We start from the raw sequence: 23,145 nt of genomic DNA, 5'->3' as shown, positions 1-23,145 counted from the left end.
GGTCAGAGCAGGTCGTCCATCACTGCCAGCACAGCGGTGGTGGCGGGATCGGACACGGCGGGCGGCTGCAGGTTTTCCGCCAGCCCGCGCAAAGCGATCAGCTTGAGGCTGTTTTCGGCCAGGGTGCGGCGAATCGGCTCCAGCGCAGGCCGCCAGCCGGCAGCTCCAAGATCCATCAAGGCGGCGCGCCGCACCTGCAGCTGGGGATGATCAAGCAGTTCCACCAGCTGCTCGCCCCAGCGATGGTCGCCCGTGAGCTGCAGCAGAGCGCGGCAGGCGGCGCTGCGGATCAACGGCCGCTCATGCGCCACGAAGGGCTCGATCACAGCCAGCACGGTGGGCGTGGCCTGCCCAAGCGACCCAAGGGCTTCCAGCAGCGCTTCGCAGGGTTCCTGCAGCCGACTGCTGGCCGGCTGCACGGCCCCGGCCACGGCGGGACCGCTGGCGAGCCGTCGGCAGAGAGTCTCCACCGCGGCGGTGGCTCCCAGCTCACCGAGGGCCCGGGCCGCGGCTTCGCGCAGCCCGTCGTCCTCATCGTCGAGCGCTTCGATCAGGTCGGCGACGGCGTCGGCAGAGCCGAGCTTGCCCAGGGCGCGGGCGGCGTTGCGGGCGACGGCATTGTGCTCCACCCCGGCGTCCAGCTGGCGGGGCTGGCGCTGCCTCAGGGCCACGCACAACAGGGGCACGGCGTCGGGGTGGCGGCTGCGCATGCGACCCAGCCACCAGGCGGCGTAATACTGCAACGACTGGTCTTCGCTCTGGCGGAGCCGCCGCAGGGCCTCCGCTTCCGAAATCGGTGCGCCACCGCCCGTGGCGGCAGGGTCTGAGAGGGGTGTGTCGATGGTGGATCCGGCGACATCCATGGCCGCTGTGTGTCGGGTTCGCAAAGGCAGGCGGGTGGCCTGCCTTTGCCGGAAGAACAACCGGACCGGTGTCCGGTGGCCCTGCCTGAGCCTGCCAGCATCAGCCAGGCAGATTCAGGCAGGCGCATGAAAAAGGAGGCCGTGAGGCCTCCGTTGCGCCGATGGCAAGCGAGGAGAGAATCCTCGGTTGCATCGTTGAATCCGCGAGGGATCAGACGAGGGCGTTGATGGCGTAGTCGATGTAGTTGTTGGCGATGACACCGGGGTCGCCGGAGACGCCGTGGTTGGCCTTGATGTAGTTCAGGGCTTCAACGTACCAGGAGGGGGAGAGCTCGAAGGCACGGTTGATTTCATCGAGACCAGCGATGAGGTACTCATCGAGGGGGCCGGTGCCACCAGCAACGAGGGAATAGGTGATGTGACGGAGGTAGTAACCGATGTCACGGGCACACTTCTCTTTGCCCCGGGGGGTGGAGGCGAAGTTGGAACCCTGCTGCTGGGTGGTGTAGGGGTACTTGTTGTAGACGGCCTGAGCAGCGCCGTTGACGAGAGCGTCAGCGTTGGCGGTGAGCTGGCGAGCAGCTTCGAGGGCGTTCTTGGCGCGCTCGAAGCGACCGAAGGCGGCGTTGAGCTCGGTGTTGCTCAGGAAACGACCCTGGGAGTCGGCGGCAGCAACGGCCTCGGTGAGGGGAGTCTTCGACATTGGGTGAAGGAGAAGAAGGTGGGAACCGAAGAAAGGGTTGGATCAGCGGGATGAGACCAGCCGATCCAGGTGCAGCCGATCAGCCGACAGCAGAGGCGGCGCGATCGAAGTAGGTGCCGATTTCGGAAACGAGAGCGGAGCAATCACCGGGGGTGATGCCGTTGCGATCGTTGACGAGAGCGATGGCGGCGTCCTTCATCTTGCGGACTCCTTCAGCCACCGAAGCGCCGGGGACGCCGAGGGCGAGATAGGTTTCGCGAAGGCCGTTGAGGCAACGATCTTCCAGGACGGAAGCGTCGCCGGTGAAGACGGCGTAGGTGACGTAGCGGAGGATGATCTCCATGTCGCGCAGGCAGGCAGCCATGCGGCGATGGGTGTAGGCGTTGCCACCGGGGGCGATCAGAGCAGGCTGTTGATCGAAGAGATCGCGAGCAGCGTTGGTGACGAGGCTGGAGGCGTTGGAGGTGATGCGGTTGACAGCATCCATGCGCTTGTTGCTGTCAGCGACAACCGACGCCAGGGCGTCGATCTGGGCGCTGCTGAGGAATTCGCCGCGGGCATCAGCCTGAGCAACGACCTTGGTGAAGGCGTCGAACATGTAAATGAGCTCCTGTTCTCGACGATCGGGGTCGGGATGGGGTTGACAGCGATCGGATTCTTCCGATCGACTGCGCTATTCTGCGGACGAACGCACCCGTTCCGTGGGAAGTTCACAAAGGGTCACCTAGCCCCTTGCGCACTGGGGTCAGACCCCCTTGTCTGTGCCTCCACGCTACAACGATGGCGACGCCCCTCCCCGTTGGCAAGCCCTGAGGCTGCAGGCATCGTTCCGGATTCCGCCTCGCTGGCCCGGGTCCGCCAGTGGCCGGTCCCCGCAGCGGTCAGCCATTGCTCCTGGTCGGCCGGCCTTCTCTTGAAGTCGGCCCCAAGGCCTTGAGTGGTCAAGCCTGTGTGTCTTGCCTCCACAGGGCGGTTGCCCCGCTCCGGCAAGGTCCGCGTCGATGTCCGCTGGTGCCCGGGCGGCGCGGTCACCACGCCAGCACCCAGATCCATAGACGGCTGGCCATGTCGCCCCGCTGCCGGACGAATCGCTGCTCAGTGGGTCAAAGCGCTCCGCCGCTGGTGAAGACGCTCCGTCTCTGAGTGAGCTGCCTGGCCGCCCAACGCCACTGGTCAAACCTCACTGACCCGATGTCACTGGATTGGTGCCCTGCGGCCCACGATCAGGTCGGCGGCTGCTCGGCTGAGGCGCGCCGCTCCAATCGCCCTGCTCTGGCCGACAGGCTGACCCGCCAGCCTTGGCTGGTGCGTGCTGTTTCTGGCGACAGCCCCGTGCTCCTGCCGCTTCTCTCTTGACAGCCAGGTGCACGGCAGGGACGGTGGTGGCGCTGCACGGCCAAAAAAAAAGCCCGGCGGGGTCACCGCCGGGCCTGATGCCCATGGATTCTGGGGACGTTGAGTCAGTTCACCGGTGTGACGCTGGCCACGCGGCCACCTTGACGGTGAATCATCTGCTGGTACTCCAGCATTTTGTTGAAGGGAACAAAGCGCACCGTGTTGCTGCGCTTGTGCAGCCGGTAGTTGTTGAACCCGGTGACTTCCACCCGATACATCTTCGCCTGCTGGCCGATCCCCTTGGCCATCTTGGTGATCGACTCGTTGGCGACCTTGGTGGGCTGGAAGCCTGCACCGGCGGCGTTCGGGCTCACCACGGGCAGTGCACGGTCCTGGTGGAGGGCCTTGCCGAGACGGAAGTTGGTGCCGGCAGTGTCACCCTTCACCGAAGCAGCCGCTCCGCGGGTGAGCTGCATCAGCCACGAGAACTGACGACCGGCATGGCCTACGGAGTAATCCCAGCCATGCAGGTAGGGAACGGTTTCTTCCCCGAACCGCGCCTGATACTCATCGCTGTCGATGTAGGAGTCGATTTCGGCGTCGTAGCCGTGCTCCTGGAGGATCGTGAAGTGATGCAGCATCTCCGCCTTGCTGTGAGGGGCGCGGCCGAGCAGATGCTTGTGATTCAATTCAATGAAGTGGTAGGGGTTGCAGTTCTCGAAGAACTTTGCCCTGTACAGGCCACTTTTCGCCATCATCCGCACCAACTCGCGGATGCTGAGGTAGCCGTTCTTGAAGAGGGACTCTGCCCCTTCAAGCCGCTCGCTCTCCATCAGGTATTGGTAACCGAAAACCTGCCGGTAAACGGCGCGGATCAGTTTCCCTTTGTCCTGATCGGAGCCGTTGCTCCAATTTTCGTTACCGCGATCGTTGGCGAAGCGCTCAATGCCGAGATAGGCGGCGTTGACGAGTGTCATGGGTGCCGGGCTGGAAGAGGGTAAAAAAAAGGAGGCCGTGAGGCCTCCGTTGCGCCGATGGCAAGCGAGGAGAGAATCCTCGGTTGCATCGTTGAATCCACGAGGGATCAGACGAGGGCGTTGATGGCGTAGTCGATGTAGTTGTTGGCGATGACACCGGGGTCGCCGGAGACGCCGTGGTTGGCCTTGATGTAGTTCAGGGCTTCAACGTACCAGGAGGGGGAGAGCTCGAAGGCACGGTTGATTTCATCGAGACCAGCGATGAGGTACTCATCGAGGGGGCCGGTGCCACCAGCAACGAGGGAATAGGTGATGTGACGGAGGTAGTAACCGATGTCACGGGCACACTTCTCTTTGCCCCGGGGGGTGGAGGCGAAGTTGGAACCCTGCTGCTGGGTGGTGTAGGGGTACTTGTTGTAGACGGCCTGAGCAGCGCCGTTGACGAGAGCGTCAGCGTTGGCGGTGAGCTGGCGAGCAGCTTCGAGGGCGTTCTTGGCGCGCTCGAAGCGACCGAAGGCGGCGTTGAGCTCGGTGTTGCTCAGGAAACGACCCTGGGAGTCGGCGGCAGCAACGGCCTCGGTGAGGGGAGTCTTCGACATTGGGTGAAGGAGAAGAAGGTGGGAACCGAAGAAAGGGTTGGATCAGCGGGATGAGACCAGCCGATCCAGGTGCAGCCGATCAGCCGACAGCAGAGGCGGCGCGATCGAAGTAGGTGCCGATTTCGGAAACGAGAGCGGAGCAATCACCGGGGGTGATGCCGTTGCGATCGTTGACGAGAGCGATGGCGGCGTCCTTCATCTTGCGGACTCCTTCAGCCACCGAAGCGCCGGGGACGCCGAGGGCGAGATAGGTTTCGCGAAGGCCGTTGAGGCAACGATCTTCCAGGACGGAAGCGTCGCCGGTGAAGACGGCGTAGGTGACGTAGCGGAGGATGATCTCCATGTCGCGCAGGCAGGCAGCCATGCGGCGATGGGTGTAGGCGTTGCCACCGGGGGCGATCAGAGCAGGCTGTTGATCGAAGAGATCGCGAGCAGCGTTGGTGACGAGGCTGGAGGCGTTGGAGGTGATGCGGTTGACAGCATCCATGCGCTTGTTGCTGTCAGCGACAACCGACGCCAGGGCGTCGATCTGGGCGCTGCTGAGGAATTCGCCGCGGGCATCAGCCTGAGCAACGACCTTGGTGAAGGCGTCGAACATGTAAATGAGCTCCTGTTCTCGACGGGTGGGGTCGGGAGGGTGGGTGTGCAAAGCGAGAGCGCCAAAGGCGTTCACGCGAGCCAGAAAGGTGTGTCTTGCGCTGAACACCGTTGTTTGACCGGTGCCAGCGGACCCCCGACTTGGCCTACGTATTTTTGGCCCAACGCCTAATCTTGTGAGCGATGCTTAACAAATGGTCATTGCCTGCTGATATCCATTGCGGGGCAAGGCTTTTGCGTGGTGAAGCCAGGCTTTCTATGCCCAGGCTGAGGTGGCAGGCCCCAGTGAATGTATCTGAGCGAACAGAAACCTGGTGAAAATCCCATGTGTGGGATCACTTTGATGCCCACGAGTTGTGGGAATCCTGCTCGAGCGCTGCAAGTTCAACGTTGAGGGGATCAACGCGTCCAGTCCGTTTCCGTGCTGGTCAAGTGCGTCCAGTTCAGCTCGGTTCGGATTGACACTGGCCAGCCCAGCTCCGCGCTGCCCGACCGCACCCCTGAAGTCACCCCCTTGATCGGTCCAGGCCGAAGGAGAGTTGTTGGTTGTGGCCATGCTGCAGCTCCCAGTTGAGCTGCTCCCAGGGGCGCATGACCCTGGAGCGCTGAGTGCGGCCTGTAGACGAAGTCAAGCGGAGCTCATGGGTGTTGTGGTCCCTCTGCCATTGGTCTGATGGCAACTGGGCCTTGGTTGGTGTCGAGAACAGTTCCGTCTTCAGGAACGCATCGCGGAACCGTCCGTTCAACGACTCGGCAAGCCGTTCTGCCAAGGCGATCCTGGCTCGATCTAGGCCGTTCCCGTACCGCTGCTCTCGCTCCAGCGTCTGAGGGCATGAGCAATGAACTCCGGCCCGTTGTCACTGCGGATGAAGGCCGGAGCTGGGTAGAGCCTGATCAGCTTCTCCAGCACCGCCACCACATCTCTGGCCTTGCAACGCCGTCCCAGACGGATCGCCTGGCACAGGCGGCTGTCCTCGTCGATCACGTTCAGGAACTTGAGCCGCCTTCCATCAGCGGTGGCATCGAACTGGACGCCCATGGCCCACACCTGATGGGGATGCTCACCCTAGTGAGGCCGCACGGAGCCTTCGGCGGGTCGTGCACGCTTCTGCTTGCGAGGAGTGGGGCGCTGCAGGCCTATCTCCCGCCACAGCCGTTGCACTCACTTGTGATTCACCATCCAGCCCTCACGCAGAAGGCGATAGGCCATGCGGCTGTCCCAGCGGATGTGTTCGGCCGCGATCCTTAGGGGCCGCCGCCGGAGCTTGCTCTCCTCCAGATCGATGGCCTTGCCGCCATGGCGCTGCGTGCTGCTGTGCTGGCCAGCCACCCGACAGACGAAGCGTTCAGATGCCCGGTATCGCTCCTGCAGGACCACGACGGCCCTGCGCCGGAGTTCCGGGCTCAGAAGTTGCTCTCGGCAAGGTCTTTGCGCATTGCCTTCTCCAGCTCTGCCTCAGCCAGAAGCTTCCACTGCTTCGCAGAAGCCTTCGGGCTGGAGCGTGCGGAGGATCTGTTCGGGTGAAGGCCTGGTGTGTTTCATGGTCGAGTCCCCGGCTCACGTCGGGCTGGCTGAAGACTCTCCTTCACCCTGGACTGGCTTCCGGGGTTCACGCCGTCCGTTCAAATCCAGGTCATTGCTGCCATAAAAAAACCTCCCATGGAGGAGGTTTGATGAGAAGAGGCCCAGGAAGGGCCCCAGGCTTCAGGCGCTAGGCGGCGTGGGTTGTCCCCGCCGGAATCAATCCGCTGCGATATCGCCGCCGCTGACGGAGACGTTGGTGACCTTGCCGCCAAGGCGGTTCACGAGCCGAAGCGTGTCGTTCATGCGGGTATAGGGAACCTGCATGACGCAATCAGAGCTGCGCACATAGTCGTTGTTGACGATGCCGGTGACGCTGATGGTGACTTGGCGGTTGCTGCTGAAGCTGCTGCCGCGGGTGCCTGCGGAGACCTTCATGGCTGGGATGGCGAGGGGATGGAGAGAAAGATCAGTTCACTGGTGTGAGGCTGGCAACCTTGCCACCCTGGCGGTGAATCTGCTGCTGGTACTCCAGCAGTTTGTCGAACGGAATGAAGCGCACACGGTTGCTGCGCTTGTGCAGTTTGTAGTTGTTGAAACCAGTGATCTCAACGCGATAGGTGCGGCCTTGCTGGCCAGCACCCACGCCCATGCGGGTGACGCCATCGTCTTCCACCTTGCGGAAAGCCGAACCGCAGGCATTCGGGCTCACCACCGGAATGGGGGCTTCCTTGTGAATGGAGGGGTTGAGACGGGATTGGTTCTTGGCCAGATCACCTTTCACGGAAGCGGCCACGCCGCGGGTGAGCTGGAGGAGGTAGGAGAACTGAAGGCCCTGCTGCCCGGCGGAGTAATTCCAGCCGTGGAGGTAAGGGACCTGATCTTCTCCGAAACGCTCCTGGTACTCGGCGCTGTCGATGTAGGAATCGATTTCGGCGTCGAAGCCCTGCTCCTGCAGGATGGTGAAGTGCTCAAGCATTTCGGCCTTGTTCTGGGGAGCGCGCCCGAGAAGATGCTTGAAGTTGAGTTCGATGAACCGGTAGGGGTTGGTGCTTTCGAAGAAGCGCTTGCGGTAGAGGCTGCTCTTGGCGATCTGGCGAACCAGCTCGCGCACACTCAGATAGCCGCGACGGAACAGGGATTCAGGACCCTCAAGGCGATCGCTCTTGAGGACGTATTGGAAGCCGAGAACCTGCTGGTAAACAGCCCGAATCAATGTGGCCTTGTCGGATTCGGTGGCGTTCAGCCAGTTTTCCTTGTTTTGCGAGGTCGAAAAACGGTCAATGCCCAGATAGGCAGCGTTGACGAGTGTCATGGGCGTGCGAGCCGGGGGTGGGGAGACAGGGCCTGTCGGGAGGGTGCCGTACACGGCGCGGCACTCGCGGACGGGTCTGGCATTAGCGGGATCCTATGGGGGGACTACAACCTCCAGCGCCTGGTTCCAGAATCGTTACAAAGCAGAGATCTGGCGCCATCAGCCAACGCCGATACCATCCGGCCATGCCTTGGTCTGTTGTGTGAAGCCATGACGTCCCTGCCTGCGGCGGATTCCTGGTCCCATCGCATGAGCCTTCAGCTCCAGTCGCTCAGTGTGATCTGCGAAACGCTCACCCTCCGTCTGCTGGAGCTGGAAGAGCGCATGGGCCGCTGGGATGAGCAGAAGCGGTGCCTGGAAGAGCAGGCTTCGGTGCAAGCCGGCAGCGCCGCCGCTCTGGTGGATGTGCTGGAAGCCACCGGCCAACGGCTTTCCTCTCTGGAGTCGCTGCTGGAGGGGACACAGGGGGTAGTTGCTGAAGCCAATGCCGCGCCGCCGCGTTTGCAGGTGCTGCATGCCCAGCCCAGGCGCCGCGCGCAGGTCGAAGGGCGCCCGTTGGAAGAGTCGTTGCTCGAAGCATCGCCGCCCGAGCCCGGCGACAGGGACAATCTGGCCGCTGCTGAGGCTGCTGGCGCCATGAGCGGGGCCAAGGTGTTCGGCCTCCATGCTCAGGAGTCGTCGCTGGCGAAGGCGCGTTCCATGCCGGCAGCCTTGGAGCGCCCTGAACGCCCCAGCGAAGCCGACGATGTGTTTCCCGAGGACGAGGAACAACCCTTCATGGATGAACTGACGGCCTGAAGCGGGCTGCCTGGGCAAGCCATCTGAAGATGAACGATGGGCCTGGGCCATGGGTGCCCAAGCCCTTGCTCACGCTTGGGACTCAGCCCCCAGAACCGGTGCTCAGCATGGCGCCAGCCGTTGTGAGCAGCACCCTCACCAGTTCGAGAGCGCCGAGGCCTCCGGCCAGCAGCCAGAGATTCATCGCAAGGCGTGGTGGTTGGCCGTTCTTCCAGGTGGGCGACACCTGAACGGGAACCGGGCCGGGAGCCATCACGTCGGTGCCCATCACCATGTGGGGGGTGCTGCCCCAGGAGCGGGTGCCGCGGAAGGGCCCTGCAGGCGCTCGTTTGGACTGGGCGTCCCTCCAGTAAGCGGTGTAACGGGGGGCTTGCTGGTTGAACGGCAGCTCACCGCCGGGGTTGCCAGGCAGCACACGTCCCAATTGCTGGGGAACGTCCATCTCACCGAAACGATCGAGATACTCATTCGACTCAAGCAGGGCATCGACACAGCCTTCAAGCCCGCGCTGCGCAATCAGAATGGAGAGAGCGAGCCGTTCCCCATCCCCATTCACTTTGCGGCCGAGAACGCGGCCGACGATCTGATCCACCATCGCGTAATTGCTGTTGCAGCGATAGAAGCCTTCACGGAATCGCGGCGATAGCAGAAGACCGCGAATGAAGAGTCGTGTTGTGATCTGGCCGTTGCGAAACTGCGATTCCAGGGCGGCGTCGCGGTCGACTTTGAAGGCGTGGAAGAAGATCTGGCGGTAGGAGCGCTCGATCAAAGCGTCCATGTCCTGAGGGCTGCGGCGCAGGCCTTCGGGGGAGCGGCGGGGATCCTCCTCACTGCCGACGGAATAGCTTTTGACGCGGGCATTTTGCGCGATCTGGCTGTATTCGAGCAGGGGCAGAGGCATGCGAAAGTGTTGTGCTGGTGGTAGAAGCTAGAGGCTCTCGTCGCGATCTTGGTGAATGAAAAGCATCCACACATACTCCTTTACAAAATAAGAGTTCATGACATTCTCTTCATGAAGAAGTCTTGAAGTTGGTGGGGCGGGCTGTGCCGCCCGCCACGGTCATGCCTCAGGCGGCGAACCAATCGGCTGGAATCTCTGCGCTGTAATCGTGGGTTCGCTGAAACTCGAAGGGGCCAGCCACTGATCCCCACAGCTGCTGGTGGGTTTCCGGATCGTGGCCGCGGTCGATCGTGCGCATCCCGCGGGGATCGAGCTCAAAGCTGCTCACCAGGTAGGCCACGCTCCCCTTGCGTTCCACCAGGCAACCACAGCCGGGCTCCACCTCGCCCACGAAACCTTCTCCCTGCTGGCGAACCACGTACGAGCAGCCCTTGAGCAGGCGCAGGTCGTCGTTCTGGATCGTCGCCATCCGCTCCGGCTCCTCCACAGCCCCCCAGAACCGCTTCTCCTCCACCAACGCGTGGTTATGGATGCGCACCGAGCCATCCGGTGACGCCTCAGCCCGCAGGATGCGGATCCGGTAGGGCTGCCGCGGTGCGAAGGCATACGACTGCTCCAGCAGCAAGGCACCTTCTCCGAGCTGCGGCACGGGACGGAAGGCCACCAGGATGTGGGCGTAGATCGGTGGGTTCTCAAACGCCTGGTGCTGGTTGCTGAAGCCGGCGCTCAGCATCTCCACCAGACGGCGCAGGGTCGTGGTCATGAGCGGATCCTATGAGCGGAGCCTGCGCTGGCAGTTTCTGGCCGGAGCCTTTGCTGGAAGCCTGTAGTGGAAGCCGAAGAACGTTGCGGTGCAGCATGCCCCAGCCCCAGCCCCAGCCCCAGCCCCAGCCCCAGCCTCAGCCGCCCAGCAACCGCAGGCGGAACGCCGCCACCTGGGCCACCAGATCCGGCTGGTTGATGGCGAAAGGGTGGTCACTCAGGGCGTCCAGGATGGCCGCGAGCCTCTCCGCCTCGCTCAGGTCCGGGGAGGGGTCGGCCGCCAGAGAGGCCTGCCAGGCCTGATCAAACGACATGCCAAAGCTGTCGGCGTTGTTGAACAGTTGATTCGAGTCCCACTCGGGGGGGGTGCGCATCATGAAAGCTGCGTCGGGGAGGGCAATGGCAGTTTCGGCAAGCCCCGGCCTGGTGACCGCCGCCAACGCCGGAATCGACCCGGAGTTTCAGCGGCTGAGCACGAAGCCAGGCAGAACTACACAGCGCAAGGTGCCCGAAAATCGCGGCACGCAAAGGCTGTAGGCCAGAAATGGTGGATGCCAGGACCCAGATTTGAACTGGGGACACGGCGATTTTCAGTCGCCTGCTCTACCAACTGAGCTATCCCGGCAGGCTGCGGCCGCAGCGCTCCCGGATCTTAGATCACGGCGCGTGGCGCCTTCTTGCTGGCGTGCGGGCCAGACAGAGCAGCCCCGCCACCTGGAATCCCCCCTGTCCCAGGGCCAAAGCGGCGGCTTGCGCCGTCGCGCCGGTGGTGAGGATGTCGTCCACCAGCAGCACCTGCTGCTTCCTCCAGGTGGGGGCCGGCAAGTCGCCGCAGGCGCGCAGGCCTTGCTCGGCCAACCGCTCGCCTTCGGCACTGAGGCAGAACGAGCCAGCTTGGTTGCGCTCCCTCAGCTGGCGATTGAGGTGGTGCTGCCCGAGGGTGGCGTGGCGGCGGCGCAGCAGCGCGGCCTCCGGCAGGGGGAGTCCGGCGCAGATCTGTTCCGGCAGGGGATTCGCCCGGCGCTTCCAGCTCGGCACTGCCACCAGCAGCCCGTCACGGCAGAGTGCGTCCGGCAGGGTGGCGCCCAGGCTGCGCGCCAGGGCGGAAATCATGGCCGGATCAGGGCGCTTGCGCAGTCCCAGCAGCTCGCGGCGGAAGGCGCCGTCATAGGCGCCCAGGCTCCACCAGGGCAGCGGCTCGGTTCCTTGCAGCCCGATGCCGGTGAACTCAAGGTGCTCCTGACACGGCAGGCACAGAAGCCTCGCCTGCTCTCGGCTGGGCGACGGTTGGCGGCAGCGTGGGCAGACCGAGATGGTGAGCAGCTCACAGCAGCCGCTCAAAAACGACCGGAACATGGCGTGTGGGCGGGGGTGGCGGGGAGTGGCAGGACTCCCACCTGCCGTGTCTCCTCAGCCTTCCCAACCGGCGCCAATGTGATCCCTGCGGCTCAGACGCCGCTCAGCCCGGCTGTGAGGGCATGGCCCGCAGCATGGCGACGAGGGTCCGGTGAGCGTCCTCACTGTCCGTGAGCGGGTGATCGAAGGGTACGGAGATGGTGGCGCCATCCACGTCGAGTTCCATGGCTTCCGGCAGCACCTGAAGCATGTGGGCCGCCTGGGCGTCTGCCACTCCGCCGTAGTGGCGGGCGTAGGCCAGTACGGCCTCGGCGTGGTCGTTGTTCATGTGGGCGCAGATGCGTGCGCTGACGGCTGAGGTGAGGGGATCGGCGGACATCGACGCGCAAAGGAGTGGGACGAAGCGCGATTCTGGCTGCCCTGCTCGCCCCTGCGCCTCTAGCCGGCCCCGAAGCGTTGCCAGAGGAGCAGCCCCAGCCGCACGCCGCTGAAGGCCACATAGCCCGCCAGAACAACGAACAGCCCCATGGAGATGACGGTGCGCAGTCGTTCGTTCATCGCAGGCAGGCAGACGGTTCCAAGGTCATCATCCTCGGCCAGCCAGCCATTGCCGCCAGCCTCGCTGGGCCAGCAAGGCTGAGCCGAAAGCGCAGCTCACACCCGGTCGGCAGCGCACCGGGACTCCCAACAGCTGCTCACGCAGCTGACACCACTGGGGGTTGCGGGCCCCACCCCCCAGCGTCACCACCTGCTGCACGGCCGGCGCGCCGAGCTCCTGAAGTTTCCGCCAGCCCTGTGCCTCGATACGGCTGAGGCCCTCCAGCAGGGCCTGCAGGTACCGCACATCGCTGACCGGCCGGGGCTCCAGCACCGGCTCCAGGGTGGGATCGTCAACCGGGAAACGCTCACCCGCCGACGGCAGCGGCAGCAGATCCAGCCCGCTGGGGCGGCGTATGTCGATCTGACGGCTCAGCTGCCGCAATTGCTGATCGGTGAAGAAGCGCCTCAGCACCACGCCGCCCGCATTCGAGGCCCCTCCCACCAGCCAGCGCCCAGCGACGCGATGGCAGCTCACCCCGGCCGCCTGGATCGGGTGCGCCACGAACTGCTTCAGCACCAACGTGCTCCCCAGCACGGCAACCCCTTCGTGATCCCGTGGTGCCGCCGCCAGCACGGCCGCGTTGGCGTCGGTGGTGCCTGCGATCACCAGGCAGCCAGGCGGCAGACCCAGGGCGGCGGCCGCTGGGGCATGCAACGGGCCCAGAGCGGTGCCACTGGCCACGATCTCCGGCAGCGCGCCCGACCAGTGCTGCTCGCCGATGGCGCCCGCCCAGAGGCCTGGTTCCAGCTGCCAGCCGAGCTTGAGATTGTTGCCTTCCTCCCCCCAGCGCCAGTTCCCCAGCAGCCAGCCCATCACCCAGTCGGCCTGATGGCGGAGCAGAAGGGCTGGTTCCTGCAGCGCGTCGTGGACCTCCAGAAGCCGCAGCGCCCTCGCCAGGCTGCCGGAGCTGCTGCGGGCCGGTGATCCGGGCTGCACCAGTGCGACCAGGCTGGCGGCTTGCTCTGGGCAGGCCAGTGCATAGGACAGCGCCTCCCCCAGTGGTTCACCATCGGGGCGACAGGCCAGCAGGGTGCCGGAGGTGCCATCCACACTGAGGGCCGCCACCTGCTGCCGCCAGGCTGCCGGCAGGGATTGAACCAGGGCCATCAGTCCGGAGCGCCAACCGCCGGGCTGTTCAAACGGCTGTGGGTAGGGCAAGGCCCGCTCGCCTGCAGCCACCGGCAGTCCTGCCGCATCGACGAGGGCAAGGCGCAGGCCGCTGGTGCCCAGGTCAATCCCCAGGCAGAACGGGGCTTGCGGTCCCGCCCCCGACATGGCGGAGGCCTCCAGTCAGGCGGCGCTTCCGGCTGGAATGCGATCGGCCGTGGCCTGCCTCAGCTTGGCCGCCATGGCGTCAACGTTCTCCCAGGGGAGGTTGAGGTCGCTGCGGCCGAAGTGGCCGTAGGCCGCCACGTCCTGATAGAAGCGACCACCGCGCTCCTGGGGAAGGGTGCGCAACCCGAAGACGTCGATGATCGCCCCGGGCCGCAGGTCGAAATGCTCCTGCACCAGGGCGGTGAGTGCCTCATCGCCGAGCAGGCCTGAGCCGAAGCTCTCCACCAGGATGCTCACCGGGCGGGCCACACCGATCGCGTAGCTCAGCTGCACTTCCACGCGGCGGGCAAGCCCTGCCGCCACGAGGCTTTTGGCCACGAAGCGGGCGGCATAGGCCGCGGAGCGGTCCACCTTGGTGGGGTCCTTGCCGGAGAAGGCACCGCCGCCATGGCGGGCAGAGCCGCCATATGTATCCACGATGATCTTGCGGCCGGTGAGTCCGGCATCCCCCTGCGGCCCGCCCACCACGAATTTCCCGGTGGGGTTGACCAGGAAGCGGGTGCTGCTGCGGGACGGGCGGATGTAGAGATCGGCAGTGGCCGGCTCCACCACGTGCGTCCACAGGTCGTCGGCGATCCGCTCGCGCAGGGTGGTTTCGTCGCTCACCACCGCGCCATCGGCAAAGGTGATCTCCGCCAGGTGCTGGGTCGAGATCAGCAGGGTGTCGATGGCCACGGGGCGGCCATGCTCGTACACCACACTCACCTGGGTCTTGCCATCGGGAAGCAGGTAAGGAAGCGTCCCCTCGTGGCGCACCATGGCGAGGCGCCTGGAGAGGCGATGCGCCAGGCTGATCGGCAGCGGCATCAGCTCCGGCGTTTCATCGCAGGCGAAGCCGAACATGATTCCCTGGTCGCCGGCACCCACCAGATCGAGCGGGTCGCCATCGTGGTCATCGGCTTCATTGACTCCCTGGGCGATGTCGGGAGATTGCTGATCGAGAGCGATCAGAACGGCGCAGCTGTGGGCGTCGAAGCCGCCGGCCCGCGCTCCGCTGTAGCCGATCCGTTCGATCACCCCTCGCACCAGGCTGGTGAAATCCACCTTCGCGTTGGTGGTGACCTCCCCCGTCACCAGGCAGAGCCCGGTGTTGACAACCGTTTCACAGGCCACACGGCTGGTGGGGTCGGAGCTGAGCAGGGCATCGAGCACCGCGTCGCTGATCTGGTCGCAGATCTTGTCGGGATGCCCTTCGGTGACCGATTCGGACGTGAAGACGTATCGCGCCATGCCGGTGGAAAAGGGATCTAGAGGGGTGAGCCTATTCCCTGAATCCTCAGGGGTTCGTACTCAGGTAGCGGATCCGTTGGTGCCCGGTGCCTCCAGCACAGTGAGCTCCGACCAATGGTGGATGCGGGGGTAGCGGGCGTCGAGCGCCGGTGGTGTGAGCCAGCCGGAGAGATACCCCAAGGCCACGGCAACTCCTGCGGCCTCAGCCATGGATAGATCGCTGTCGGCGTCGCCGATCAGGGCGCAGGCCGCCGGTTCCACACCGAGCTGCCTGCAGAACCCATGCACGGCGCCCGGGTCGGGCTTGGCGGGCTTGTGATCGGCACTCCAGATGCCACGAATGTGGTGCTGAAGTTGATGGGCCCTCAGAAAGCGCTCGATACCTGTGGGTTGATCGTTGCTGATCACCCCGATCACCACGCCCGCAGTGTCGAGCTCAGCCAGCAGCCGCTCCAGGCCCTGGGTAGGCAAAGCCACAGCAGCGGCCTGATCCTCCCCCGGCGCAGCATCGGTGCAAAAGAACACCTCCTCGCTGTGGCGGAGGGCTTCTGGCCAGCCCAGTCCCACCAGGCAGAACACCGTGGCGGTGGAGATGAGGTTGTGGCTGCGGCTGGCCACCGCAGTGGTTCCGGCAGGGTGGAGACGATCGCCCGTGAGCCCATAAGCCCGCTCCAGCAGTTCACGCAGCTCAAGGCGGCGCTCAGGCGCCACCCGTGCCTCGCAGAGATCGATGCGGGTGCGGGCCAGCCTGGTCAGCAATGGCTCGCTATGGCTGAGGGTTCCGTCCTTGTCGAACAGAACGGCCTCCAACTGGCCAATCGGTTCACCGCGCAGGGCCAGGACGGCCATGGATGCACCCGGGGGGAGAGGCGTGGATCAGTCGAGGTCGAGGGTGACGCCCATCGGCTCACTCTCTTCCGCCTGTTCCAGCAACATCTGCTTGTAGCGGGCGGCCATCTCCTCGGCCTTGTCGAACACCTTCTGGGGATCGGTGAGCATGTCACCGGGTTCGGGTTCGAGCGCCTTGGTGGAGAGGGAGATCCGACCACGTTCTGCATCGAGGTCGATGATCATCACCTTCATCTGATCGTTGACATTGAGCACCGTGTGGGGTGTTTCGATGTGCTCGTGGCTGATCTCGGAGATGTGCAGCAGGCCGCTGACGCCGCCGATGTCGATGAAGGCGCCGTAGGGCTTGATGCCACGCACGGTGCCGATCACCACTTCGCCGACCTCGAGGCGGTTCATCTTGCGTTCCACCAGGGCGCGGCGATGGCTGAGCACCAGACGGTTCCGCTCTTCGTCCACCTCCAGGAACTTCAGGGGCAGGAAGTCGGCGACGAGATCTTCCTTCGGCTTGCGGGTGCTGATGTGGCTGCCGGGGATGAAGCCACGCAGGCCTTCCACCCGCACCAGGGCACCGCCACGGTTGGTGGCAAACACTTCGCTGTAGATCGTGGCGTCTTCCTTCTGGAGCTGACGCACGCGCTCCCAGGCCCGCTGGTACTCAATGCGGCGGATGGAGAGGGTGAGCTGGCCGTCTTCGTTCTCCTCGCTGAGGATGAAGAATTCGCGAACCTCACCGGGCTCCAGCACGTCGCTGAGGTTCTCGACGCGGTTGATCGAGACCTCCTGGAGAGGCATGAAGGCAGCCGTCTTGGCGCCGATGTCGATCATGGCGCCCTTTGGCTCCATGGCGAACACAGTGCCGTTCACCACGTCGCCGGGTTTGAAGTTGTAGTCGTACTTGCTGAGAAGAGAGGCGAACTCCTCCAGGGTGAAACCGGCCCCATCGGCGTCGCGGCTTGCAGCCCGGCTCGAGGGGTCGTCAGCGGTGGGAACCTCTTCCGGAATGTCGAGGTCCAGATCAGCGGCGATGGTGTCGATGAGTTCGAGGTCGGCCTCGGCGCTGCTGATGTCGGAAGGGGTCACGGTCATGAAGGAGTGGCGGTCTGCCTGTGGCAGAGCGAAGGTTCGGCCTGGCTGCCCGCCGACAGCGCAAACCCAATCTCCGACTATACGAATCGGCGCGACCGTCAGTTCAAGATGGCCAGTGCCGGGCTGGATCCGTCGTTGCGGCGCTTGGCGGGACGCCGGCTCAGCCCTTCGAGGGCGGAAACGAAATCGCTGATCCCCTGGAACTGGCGATACACCGAGGCGAAGCGCACGTAGGCCACTTCACTCATCTCGCCGAGCTGCTGGAGCACGAGCTCGCCGATCTCGGCACTGCTGACCTCACGACCGCCGCGTTGCTGGAGTTGCAGCTCGATCTCGTCGATCACGGTTTCCAACCGGGCTGGCTCCAGGCCGGTTTTTTCGCAAGCGCGGATCAGGCCGTGCAGCAGCTTCTCGCGGCTGAACAGCTCCCGCTGGCCGTTGCGCTTCACCACGGTGACCGGAACCGTTTCAACCCTCTCGTAGGTGGTGAAGCGGGCTTCGCAGTTGAGGCACTCTCTGCGACGGCGCACACTCCTGCCTCCATCTGCGGATCGGGATTCGAGGACCCGGCTGTCGGTGTGTTGGCAGGAGGGACATTGCATCCCTTTTTTCGCCGCAAGTTGCGCTTATCAATTGTAAGCAGACATTCATTCAATGAAAAGGGTTCTCGCCCTCAGGTTTCCCCCCTCTCTCTCCGGCCCGTCGGCATGAAAAAGCCCCCGCCGGGGCGGGGGCAGAGCTGGACAGGGATCACTTGCCGATCTTCGGGGGATCGCGGAAGGCGATGGCGAAGAACAGGGTGGCGATCGCCAGGGTCAGGATCAGGATGTAGGCGAAGCTCTCCATCGAGGTTCTCGGGCGAAGGGACGATCAGCTGAGCGTGCTGCCGGCCGGGGGCACGAAGCCCTCGGGGATCCGACGGGTGGAGCGGTCACCGAGTTTCTGGAAGAGGCCGAATTCGACCTGCTCGCCAAGATCAGGATCGATGCCTGCGAACACATCGCGGTAGAGGGTGCGAGCCCCGTGCCAGATGTGGCCGAAGAAGAAGAGCAGCGCGAAGGTGGCGTGCCCGAAGGTGAACCAGCCGCGGGGGGAGCTGCGGAAGGTGCCATCGGAGTGATAGGTGTCGCGATCGAATTCGAAGGCTTCACCCAGCTGGGCCTTGCGTGCCAGGCGCTTCACGTCTGCAGGGTCGGTGAAGGTCTGACCGTCGAGAGCACCGCCGTAGACGGTGGCGGTGACGCCGGTCTGCTCGAAGGAGTACTTCGCTTCGGCGCGGCGGAAGGGGATGTCAGCCCGCACAATGCCTGTGCTGTCTTCAAGGACCACGGGGAAGTTCTCGAAGAAGTTGGGCAGACGGCGAACCTGGAGATCGCGCCCTTCTTTGTCGGTGAAGCTGATATGACCCAGCCAGCTGGTGGGCAGGCCGTCACCGTTCACCATCGGGCCGACGCGGAACAGACCTCCCTTGGCAGGACTGTTGCCGACGTAGTCAAAGAAGGCAAGCTTCTCAGGGATGGAGGCGTAAGCCTCCTTCTTGCTGGCTCCGGCCTCCATGGCCGTGGCCACGCGCCGGTTGATCTCGGTTTTGAAGTAGCCCTGATCCCACTGGTAGCGGGTGGGACCGAACAACTCGACTGGGGTGGCCGCAGAGCCATACCACATCGTGCCAGCCACGATGAAGGCTGCAAAGAAAACGGCTGCGATCGCGCTGGCGAGCACCGTTTCGATGTTGCCCATCCGCAGAGCCTTGTAAAGACGCTCCGGGGGGCGCGTGGTGATGTGGAAGATGCCGGCGATGATCCCAACGATGCCGGCGGCGATGTGGTGAGCCACGATTCCACCGGGGTTGAAGGGGTTGAATCCTTCGGGCCCCCATGAGGGCTGAACGGGCTCAAGGTGCCCGGTGAGGCCGTAGGCATCGGATACCCACATTCCAGGGCCGAAGACGCCTGTGAGGTGAAAGGCTCCGAAGCCGAAGCAACCGAGGCCGGCCAGCAGGAGGTGGATGCCGAAGATCTTGGGCAGATCCAGGGCGGGCTCGCCGGTGCGAGGGTCCTGCCAGATCTCAAGATCCCAGTAGGTCCAGTGCCAGATGGCGGCAAGGAACAGCAGGCCACTGAAAATGATGTGAGCGGCGGCTACGCCTTCGAAGCTCCAGAAGCCAGGGTCGACACCGGTTTCACCGGTGATGCTCCAGCCTCCCCAGCTGCCTGTGACCCCGAGGCGGGCCATGAAGGGCATCACAAACATGCCCTGGCGCCACATGGGGTTGAGCACCGGGTCGGAGGGATCGAAGATGGCGAGCTCGTAAAGCGCCATGGAGCCGGCCCAGCCGGCAACAAGAGCGGTGTGCATGAGGTGCACGGCCAGAAGGCGGCCCGGGTCGTTGATCACGACCGTGTGCACCCGATACCAGGGCAATCCCATGGGGGTTAGGTCCGGGGAAACAAACGGCTGCAAGGGTGTGACCCGAGCAGCGGACGATCAGATGGATCGTTCCGTGCTGGCGATCGTAAGGGTTTCCTTCCGTTGCGGAGAGGCCACCAAGGGAGCTGAAACGAGCCGTGATACGGGGTCTGGCCCTGTCGCGATGGTGCAGTTACATTTCGCAACCTTGGGAGCACAATGGCGTGGTTTGAGCCGTTCCTCCATGCCCGTGATCCGCTTTGTTCGTGAAGGCCGTGATGTCAGCTGTTATCCCGGCGAAAACCTGCGGGAGGTGGCCCTGCGCGAAGGGGTGGAGATCTATGGCCTGAAGGGGAAATTGGGCAATTGCGGCGGCTGCGGCCAGTGCATCACCTGTTTTGTGGCGGTTGAGGAGCCGGCAACGTCTGCGGCCGCCCTCTCCCCACGCACCGCTGTGGAGGAGCGGAAGCTGCTCAAGCGTCCTGGGAACTGGCGCCTGGCTTGCCAGGCGCTGGTGCAGCGCTCGCTGATCGTGGTGACCCGCCCCCAGGTCGCCTTGCCGGACGGTGACCAGCTGCTTGCGGAGGCCCATCAGCAGCCGCTGCCGGAGGGCCCCACCAGCTGGCCCGTGGTGGAAGCGCCGTTGGACGACGAGGACGAGGGCGCCACGACCGCAACGACGGGTGAAGGGCTTCCTGAAGCGTCTGGCAATGGTGATACGGTCCGCTGAGTCCTCCATGCCTTGATGGAAACCAACGATCTCGGTTTCGTGGCCAGCCTGTTGTTCGTGCTGGTCCCGGCCATTTTCCTGATCATCCTCTACATCCAGACCAACAGCCGCCAGCAAGGCTGAGCCCGCAGCTGGCGCTTTTTCACCCCAGAGCAACCTCAGGTTTGCCCTGGGGTGATTTTCTGGCAGAGAGAAACCCGTGTTTTCGTCCGCCTGCATCGCTCCCTCCGCTCACAGCTTTCGGGCAAGGTGAGCGCAACGCATGAGCGCAACCCAGTGGTTTGCTCACGCCTTTTGCCGCAGGAATGGTTTTCCCCAGAGCTGGCCGTTGGTTCTGCTTGCTAGAGATCCAGTCAGGTGGTCGTTCTTCAGGCCGTGAAGCCAGCTGCCTGCACGCAACTGCACGAACGCAACTGCCTTTACGCCATTCCCTGACAACTGCACCACCGGCTCCGGCTGAAACGGGCCAGAGCTTTCGGATTCAGGCGCGGCGTTCGGGTTCGCGCACCAGCAGCACCGGCGCGGGAGCGTGCACCCGGATGAAGTCGCTTACCGAGGTCCCGAGCAGCCGATCGATGTCCACCAGTGCCTTGGCCACCAGCGGGCGACGATCCTGAGAGGCAATCACCAGCAGATCGGCCTCGATCTCCTTGGCTGCTGCGCACACTTCCCGGCCCACATCGTTGCCATCGCGGTGCACCCCCTTGAGCTCCACGCCAAAGCTGCGCGCGCGCTGCTTGGCCTTCTCCAGCACCTCGTCTGCCGGGGTTTTTCCGCCTCGGCTGGGAGCCAGTTGCTGGCGGCTCACGTGCACACCGGTGAGGGTGCCCCCGGGAATCTCCTTCACCAGCTCACAGGCGATCTTGAGGGCGTCATCGCCCACGCCGGTGCCATCGATGGTCACCATCACCCTGTTGACATGCCGGACGTAAAGGTCGTCGCGGACCAGCAGCATGGGCCGCGTGGACAGCTGGAAGACGTATTGGCTCGAGCTGTTGCCCAGGATCGACTGCAGCCGTCCAAGGCCGCGCGACCCCATCACGATCAAGTCGGCATCCAGCTCATCGGCCACCTTCAGCACAGTCTGCTTGGCATCCCCCTGACGGATGATCGTGTTCACATCGGTGGGATTGAGGCCCAGGCGTTGAACGGCCTCCGCCATCAACCCGCCGGCACGCTGCCAGTGCTCCTGCACGGTTTCCCCCGACTGCTCGGGCACCACATGGAGCAGGTTGAGCCGTGCCTGCCGGAAGGCCGGGAGGTCGCGCAGCATGCGCACCATTTCCTCCACATGACCTTTGCCGGAATCGGCGATCAGAAGGTTGCGAAACACGGGGGCGTCACGGTTCAAAATCAGCCTATGGCCGCCTCCGGGGCCAGCAGCTCCGCCCTGTCGAGGTCGTAATGGACGATCGTGATCCGACCTGGCCCTGGCGTCTGACCCGGCGCGTGTTGCCTCAGCACACGGATCACGCAGGTGTGATGTGGCACGGGGCCTACCTCCGCTGGTTGGAGGAGGCGCGAGTGGAGGCGCTGGCCGCGGTGGGCTTGCCCTACCGGGTGCTCTCCGACCGGGGCCTTGAGCTGCCGGTGGTTTCGCTCACCATCGACTACCGCCGCCCGCTCCAGCACGGCGACTGCGTGGACATCGAGAGCATGGTGGGTGATCCGCAGGGGCTGCGACTGCCCTGGTGCAGCAGGTTCGTGGGCATGGAAGGGCATGTGGCTGCCACCGCGCGGGTGGAGCTTGTGCTGGTGGAATCCAGGCCCCATCCGGCCGGGGGGGTTCCACAGCGGCGGCTGCGACGCCAACCGCCCGCCGATCTGGCGGAGGCGCTGGCAGCCCTGCGGCGGGGCCCTCGGACCGCCATGTCATAGTACAAGCGTACTGAACTTTTGTCGGCGGAATGGGAGAGCTTGTTGCCGTCAGCTTTCCTCGGGGCTCTGGCGCTGTGCGGAGCCCATGGCCCAAGGGCTTCGTTTCTGGTAATCCCACGTCTGAGATGGGGCTGCCATGGCCAGAGCGGCGTCGGCGGTGGTGGTTGCTATGGGCTGGCTGCCCGGGTCTGGGAATCCGGCGGCTGGAGGGGCTGGAGCAGCGGTTCGGCTCTCTGGAAGAGGCCTGGAAGGCGCCGGCCGCGGATCTTGCCGCTGTGCAGGGGTTGGGTGCAGGGTTGCGGGCCGCTGTGGAGGCCTATCGGCAGCGGCACGGCGCCGATCCGGTCGCCGCCGGCAAGCCGGCGCCGGCGGCGATGCGCCGGGTGCTGCTTCCCGGGGATCCCGCCAATCCGCGGGCGTTCACTGCCCTGGAACGGCCACCCCTGGCGATCTACTGGCAGGGGCAGGGCGCCTTATGGCCGGTGCTGCGCCGTCGTGAGGCAGTGGCTGTGGTGGGCACCCGCAACCCCTCCCTGCACGGTCTGGCGATGGCGGAGGCGGTGGGTGCTGCCCTTGCCGCGGCAGGCTGGCCTGTGGTGAGCGGCCTCGCCGATGGCATCGATGCCGCCGCCCATCGAGGGTGTCTGGCTCAGGATGGCAAGCCAGTGGCGGTGCTCGGCACGCCGCTAAGGCGGGCTTATCCCCGCCATCACGGGCCCCTTCAGCAGTTTGTGGCCGCCCGGGGGCTGCTGATCACCGAGCAACCCCCGGGCGCCTCGGTTCAGCGTGGCCATTTTGCCGCCCGCAACCGCCTGCAGGTGGCCCTAGCAAAGGCGGTGGTAGTGATCGAGTGCCCCTTCAAAAGTGGCGCTCTCCATTCCGCGGCGCTGGCCTGGGAGCAGGGTCTGCCGCTCTGGGTGGTGCCGGCCGATGCGGCCAAGGTGTCTGCCCAGGGCAGCAACCGCTTGCTGCTGCAAGGTGCCACACCGTTGCTGCAGCCTGGGGATCTTGTGCACCAGCTGGGCCCCGGCCCGCTGTTGCAGGCGCAGAGCTCCGCTGAGGGAGCCACGGGCTTGCCATCTTGCCGGGTGGGGGCACTGACGTTTGTGCAGCGGAATCTGCTCGCCGCACTGGGCAGCGGGGCCTCGCTTGAGCACCTTTGCCAGTCTCTTGGAGAGCCACCAGCGCATCTCTCCAGCCTGCTTCTGGATCTGGAGTTGGCGGGGCTGATCAGCGCCGAGCCTGGGCTGTACTGGCGGCCCGCCCACGGCAGCTTTGCTTAGCCTTTCCGCATCG

At 64.7% G+C, this 23,145-nt stretch carries 27 protein-coding genes, 1 tRNA gene and 1 pseudogene; 5 read left to right on the top strand and 24 right to left on the bottom strand.

Annotated features, from left to right (window positions below):
• Positions 1-2: 2 nt before the first annotated feature.
• From KBY86_RS04130 to KBY86_RS04085, 10 genes and pseudogenes are all read right to left on the bottom strand, one after another.
• Positions 3-863, bottom strand: a complete 861-nt coding sequence (locus KBY86_RS04130) for a HEAT repeat domain-containing protein (RefSeq protein ID WP_255140334.1) — start codon at positions 861-863, stop codon at positions 3-5.
• A 211-nt stretch (positions 864-1,074) separates the two neighbouring features.
• A complete protein-coding gene (cpcA, locus tag KBY86_RS04125; RefSeq protein WP_094514115.1) occupies positions 1,075-1,566 on the bottom strand; it encodes a phycocyanin subunit alpha in 492 nt (163 codons plus the stop codon).
• Positions 1,567-1,645: 79 nt separating this feature from the next.
• Complete coding sequence (locus KBY86_RS04120; protein WP_094514122.1) at positions 1,646-2,164, bottom strand: phycocyanin subunit beta; 519 nt, start codon at positions 2,162-2,164, stop codon at positions 1,646-1,648.
• Between the two features lie 862 nt (positions 2,165-3,026).
• On the bottom strand, positions 3,027-3,878 hold the full coding sequence (locus KBY86_RS04115) for a phycobilisome rod-core linker polypeptide (RefSeq protein ID WP_255140333.1): 852 nt from the start codon (positions 3,876-3,878) through the stop codon (positions 3,027-3,029).
• A 107-nt stretch (positions 3,879-3,985) separates the two neighbouring features.
• The gene (gene cpcA / locus KBY86_RS04110; protein ID WP_094514115.1) at positions 3,986-4,477 is read right to left on the bottom strand and encodes a phycocyanin subunit alpha; all 492 of its coding nucleotides are present in this window, start codon (positions 4,475-4,477) and stop codon (positions 3,986-3,988) included.
• A gap of 79 nt (positions 4,478-4,556) precedes the next feature.
• Positions 4,557-5,075 carry a phycocyanin subunit beta gene (locus KBY86_RS04105; RefSeq protein WP_094514122.1) on the bottom strand — a complete coding sequence of 173 codons (519 nt, stop codon included), beginning with the start codon at positions 5,073-5,075 and terminating at the stop codon, positions 4,557-4,559.
• Between the two features lie 786 nt (positions 5,076-5,861).
• Positions 5,862-6,125, bottom strand: a pseudogene (locus tag KBY86_RS04100) (DDE-type integrase/transposase/recombinase); the annotation flags it as partial.
• A 111-nt stretch (positions 6,126-6,236) separates the two neighbouring features.
• A complete protein-coding gene (locus KBY86_RS04095) occupies positions 6,237-6,404 on the bottom strand; it encodes a hypothetical protein (protein ID WP_255140332.1) in 168 nt (55 codons plus the stop codon).
• Between the two features lie 411 nt (positions 6,405-6,815).
• Positions 6,816-7,034: a phycobilisome linker polypeptide gene (locus tag KBY86_RS04090; RefSeq protein ID WP_094514109.1), complete on the bottom strand. Its 219-nt coding sequence runs from the start codon at positions 7,032-7,034 to the stop codon at positions 6,816-6,818.
• A 31-nt stretch (positions 7,035-7,065) separates the two neighbouring features.
• Positions 7,066-7,911 (bottom strand): phycobilisome linker polypeptide, encoded by an 846-nt coding sequence (locus KBY86_RS04085; protein WP_094514107.1) that lies wholly within the window; start codon positions 7,909-7,911, stop codon positions 7,066-7,068.
• Between the two features lie 210 nt (positions 7,912-8,121).
• Here KBY86_RS04085 and KBY86_RS04080 point away from each other — a divergent pair, with 210 nt between their 5' ends.
• Complete coding sequence (locus tag KBY86_RS04080) at positions 8,122-8,709, top strand: hypothetical protein (protein WP_255140331.1); 588 nt, start codon at positions 8,122-8,124, stop codon at positions 8,707-8,709.
• An 82-nt stretch (positions 8,710-8,791) separates the two neighbouring features.
• On the opposite strand, the gene KBY86_RS04075 is transcribed toward KBY86_RS04080, so the two are convergent.
• The 13 genes from KBY86_RS04075 to psbB all read right to left on the bottom strand — a co-directional run bounded on the left by KBY86_RS04075 (position 8,792) and on the right by psbB (position 19,262).
• Positions 8,792-9,610, bottom strand: coding sequence for a phycobilisome rod-core linker polypeptide (locus KBY86_RS04075; protein WP_255101504.1), 819 nt, complete (start codon positions 9,608-9,610; stop codon positions 8,792-8,794).
• A 166-nt stretch (positions 9,611-9,776) separates the two neighbouring features.
• Complete coding sequence (locus KBY86_RS04070) at positions 9,777-10,373, bottom strand: chromophore lyase CpcT/CpeT (RefSeq protein ID WP_094514098.1); 597 nt, start codon at positions 10,371-10,373, stop codon at positions 9,777-9,779.
• 136 nt (positions 10,374-10,509) lie between these two features.
• Positions 10,510-10,746 (bottom strand): hypothetical protein, encoded by a 237-nt coding sequence (locus KBY86_RS04065; protein ID WP_233133102.1) that lies wholly within the window; start codon positions 10,744-10,746, stop codon positions 10,510-10,512.
• A gap of 178 nt (positions 10,747-10,924) precedes the next feature.
• Positions 10,925-10,997 (bottom strand) — tRNA-Phe (locus tag KBY86_RS04060).
• 32 nt (positions 10,998-11,029) lie between these two features.
• Positions 11,030-11,728, bottom strand: coding sequence for a ComF family protein (locus KBY86_RS04055; protein WP_255140330.1), 699 nt, complete (start codon positions 11,726-11,728; stop codon positions 11,030-11,032).
• A 103-nt stretch (positions 11,729-11,831) separates the two neighbouring features.
• Complete coding sequence (locus KBY86_RS04050) at positions 11,832-12,107, bottom strand: DUF2470 domain-containing protein (RefSeq protein WP_094514093.1); 276 nt, start codon at positions 12,105-12,107, stop codon at positions 11,832-11,834.
• A gap of 207 nt (positions 12,108-12,314) precedes the next feature.
• Positions 12,315-13,604 carry an FGGY-family carbohydrate kinase gene (locus KBY86_RS04045; RefSeq protein ID WP_255140329.1) on the bottom strand — a complete coding sequence of 430 codons (1,290 nt, stop codon included), beginning with the start codon at positions 13,602-13,604 and terminating at the stop codon, positions 12,315-12,317.
• A 15-nt stretch (positions 13,605-13,619) separates the two neighbouring features.
• Positions 13,620-14,894 carry a methionine adenosyltransferase gene (gene metK, locus KBY86_RS04040; RefSeq protein ID WP_094514088.1) on the bottom strand — a complete coding sequence of 425 codons (1,275 nt, stop codon included), beginning with the start codon at positions 14,892-14,894 and terminating at the stop codon, positions 13,620-13,622.
• 60 nt (positions 14,895-14,954) lie between these two features.
• Positions 14,955-15,743: an HAD family hydrolase gene (locus tag KBY86_RS04035; protein WP_094514086.1), complete on the bottom strand. Its 789-nt coding sequence runs from the start codon at positions 15,741-15,743 to the stop codon at positions 14,955-14,957.
• A gap of 27 nt (positions 15,744-15,770) precedes the next feature.
• Entirely contained in the window at positions 15,771-16,832 is a 1,062-nt protein-coding gene (locus tag KBY86_RS04030; protein ID WP_094514084.1) for a 30S ribosomal protein S1, read from the bottom strand.
• Positions 16,833-16,930: 98 nt separating this feature from the next.
• Complete coding sequence (nrdR, locus tag KBY86_RS04025) at positions 16,931-17,434, bottom strand: transcriptional regulator NrdR (protein ID WP_094514082.1); 504 nt, start codon at positions 17,432-17,434, stop codon at positions 16,931-16,933.
• 148 nt (positions 17,435-17,582) lie between these two features.
• Complete coding sequence (locus KBY86_RS04020; RefSeq protein WP_006042122.1) at positions 17,583-17,678, bottom strand: photosystem II reaction center protein T; 96 nt, start codon at positions 17,676-17,678, stop codon at positions 17,583-17,585.
• A gap of 24 nt (positions 17,679-17,702) precedes the next feature.
• Entirely contained in the window at positions 17,703-19,262 is a 1,560-nt protein-coding gene (gene psbB, locus KBY86_RS04015; RefSeq protein ID WP_094514080.1) for a photosystem II chlorophyll-binding protein CP47, read from the bottom strand.
• 223 nt (positions 19,263-19,485) lie between these two features.
• Between psbB and KBY86_RS04010 the strand changes: the two genes are divergently transcribed.
• Together KBY86_RS04010 and psbM are read left to right on the top strand one after the other, a co-directional pair.
• Complete coding sequence (locus tag KBY86_RS04010) at positions 19,486-19,971, top strand: 2Fe-2S iron-sulfur cluster-binding protein (protein ID WP_255140328.1); 486 nt, start codon at positions 19,486-19,488, stop codon at positions 19,969-19,971.
• Between the two features lie 15 nt (positions 19,972-19,986).
• Positions 19,987-20,094, top strand: coding sequence for a photosystem II reaction center protein PsbM (gene psbM, locus KBY86_RS04005; protein ID WP_094514076.1), 108 nt, complete (start codon positions 19,987-19,989; stop codon positions 20,092-20,094).
• A gap of 358 nt (positions 20,095-20,452) precedes the next feature.
• Here psbM and KBY86_RS04000 read toward each other — a convergent pair whose 3' ends face one another.
• A complete protein-coding gene (locus KBY86_RS04000) occupies positions 20,453-21,304 on the bottom strand; it encodes a universal stress protein (protein WP_094514074.1) in 852 nt (283 codons plus the stop codon).
• A gap of 71 nt (positions 21,305-21,375) precedes the next feature.
• Here KBY86_RS04000 and KBY86_RS03995 point away from each other — a divergent pair, with 71 nt between their 5' ends.
• Positions 21,376-21,849 (top strand): acyl-CoA thioesterase, encoded by a 474-nt coding sequence (locus tag KBY86_RS03995; protein WP_255140327.1) that lies wholly within the window; start codon positions 21,376-21,378, stop codon positions 21,847-21,849.
• 164 nt (positions 21,850-22,013) lie between these two features.
• The gene (locus KBY86_RS03990) at positions 22,014-23,132 is read left to right on the top strand and encodes a DNA-processing protein DprA (RefSeq protein ID WP_255101491.1); all 1,119 of its coding nucleotides are present in this window, start codon (positions 22,014-22,016) and stop codon (positions 23,130-23,132) included.
• Positions 23,133-23,145: the final 13 nt, after the last annotated feature.

Origin of the sequence: Synechococcus sp. Lug-A, from assembly GCF_024345655.1 — a bacterium.
Lineage (GTDB): Bacteria > Cyanobacteriota > Cyanobacteriia > PCC-6307 > Cyanobiaceae > MW101C3.
The sequence above is the reverse complement of the archived record's forward strand: the minus strand, read 5'-3'. Positions and strand labels throughout refer to the sequence as shown.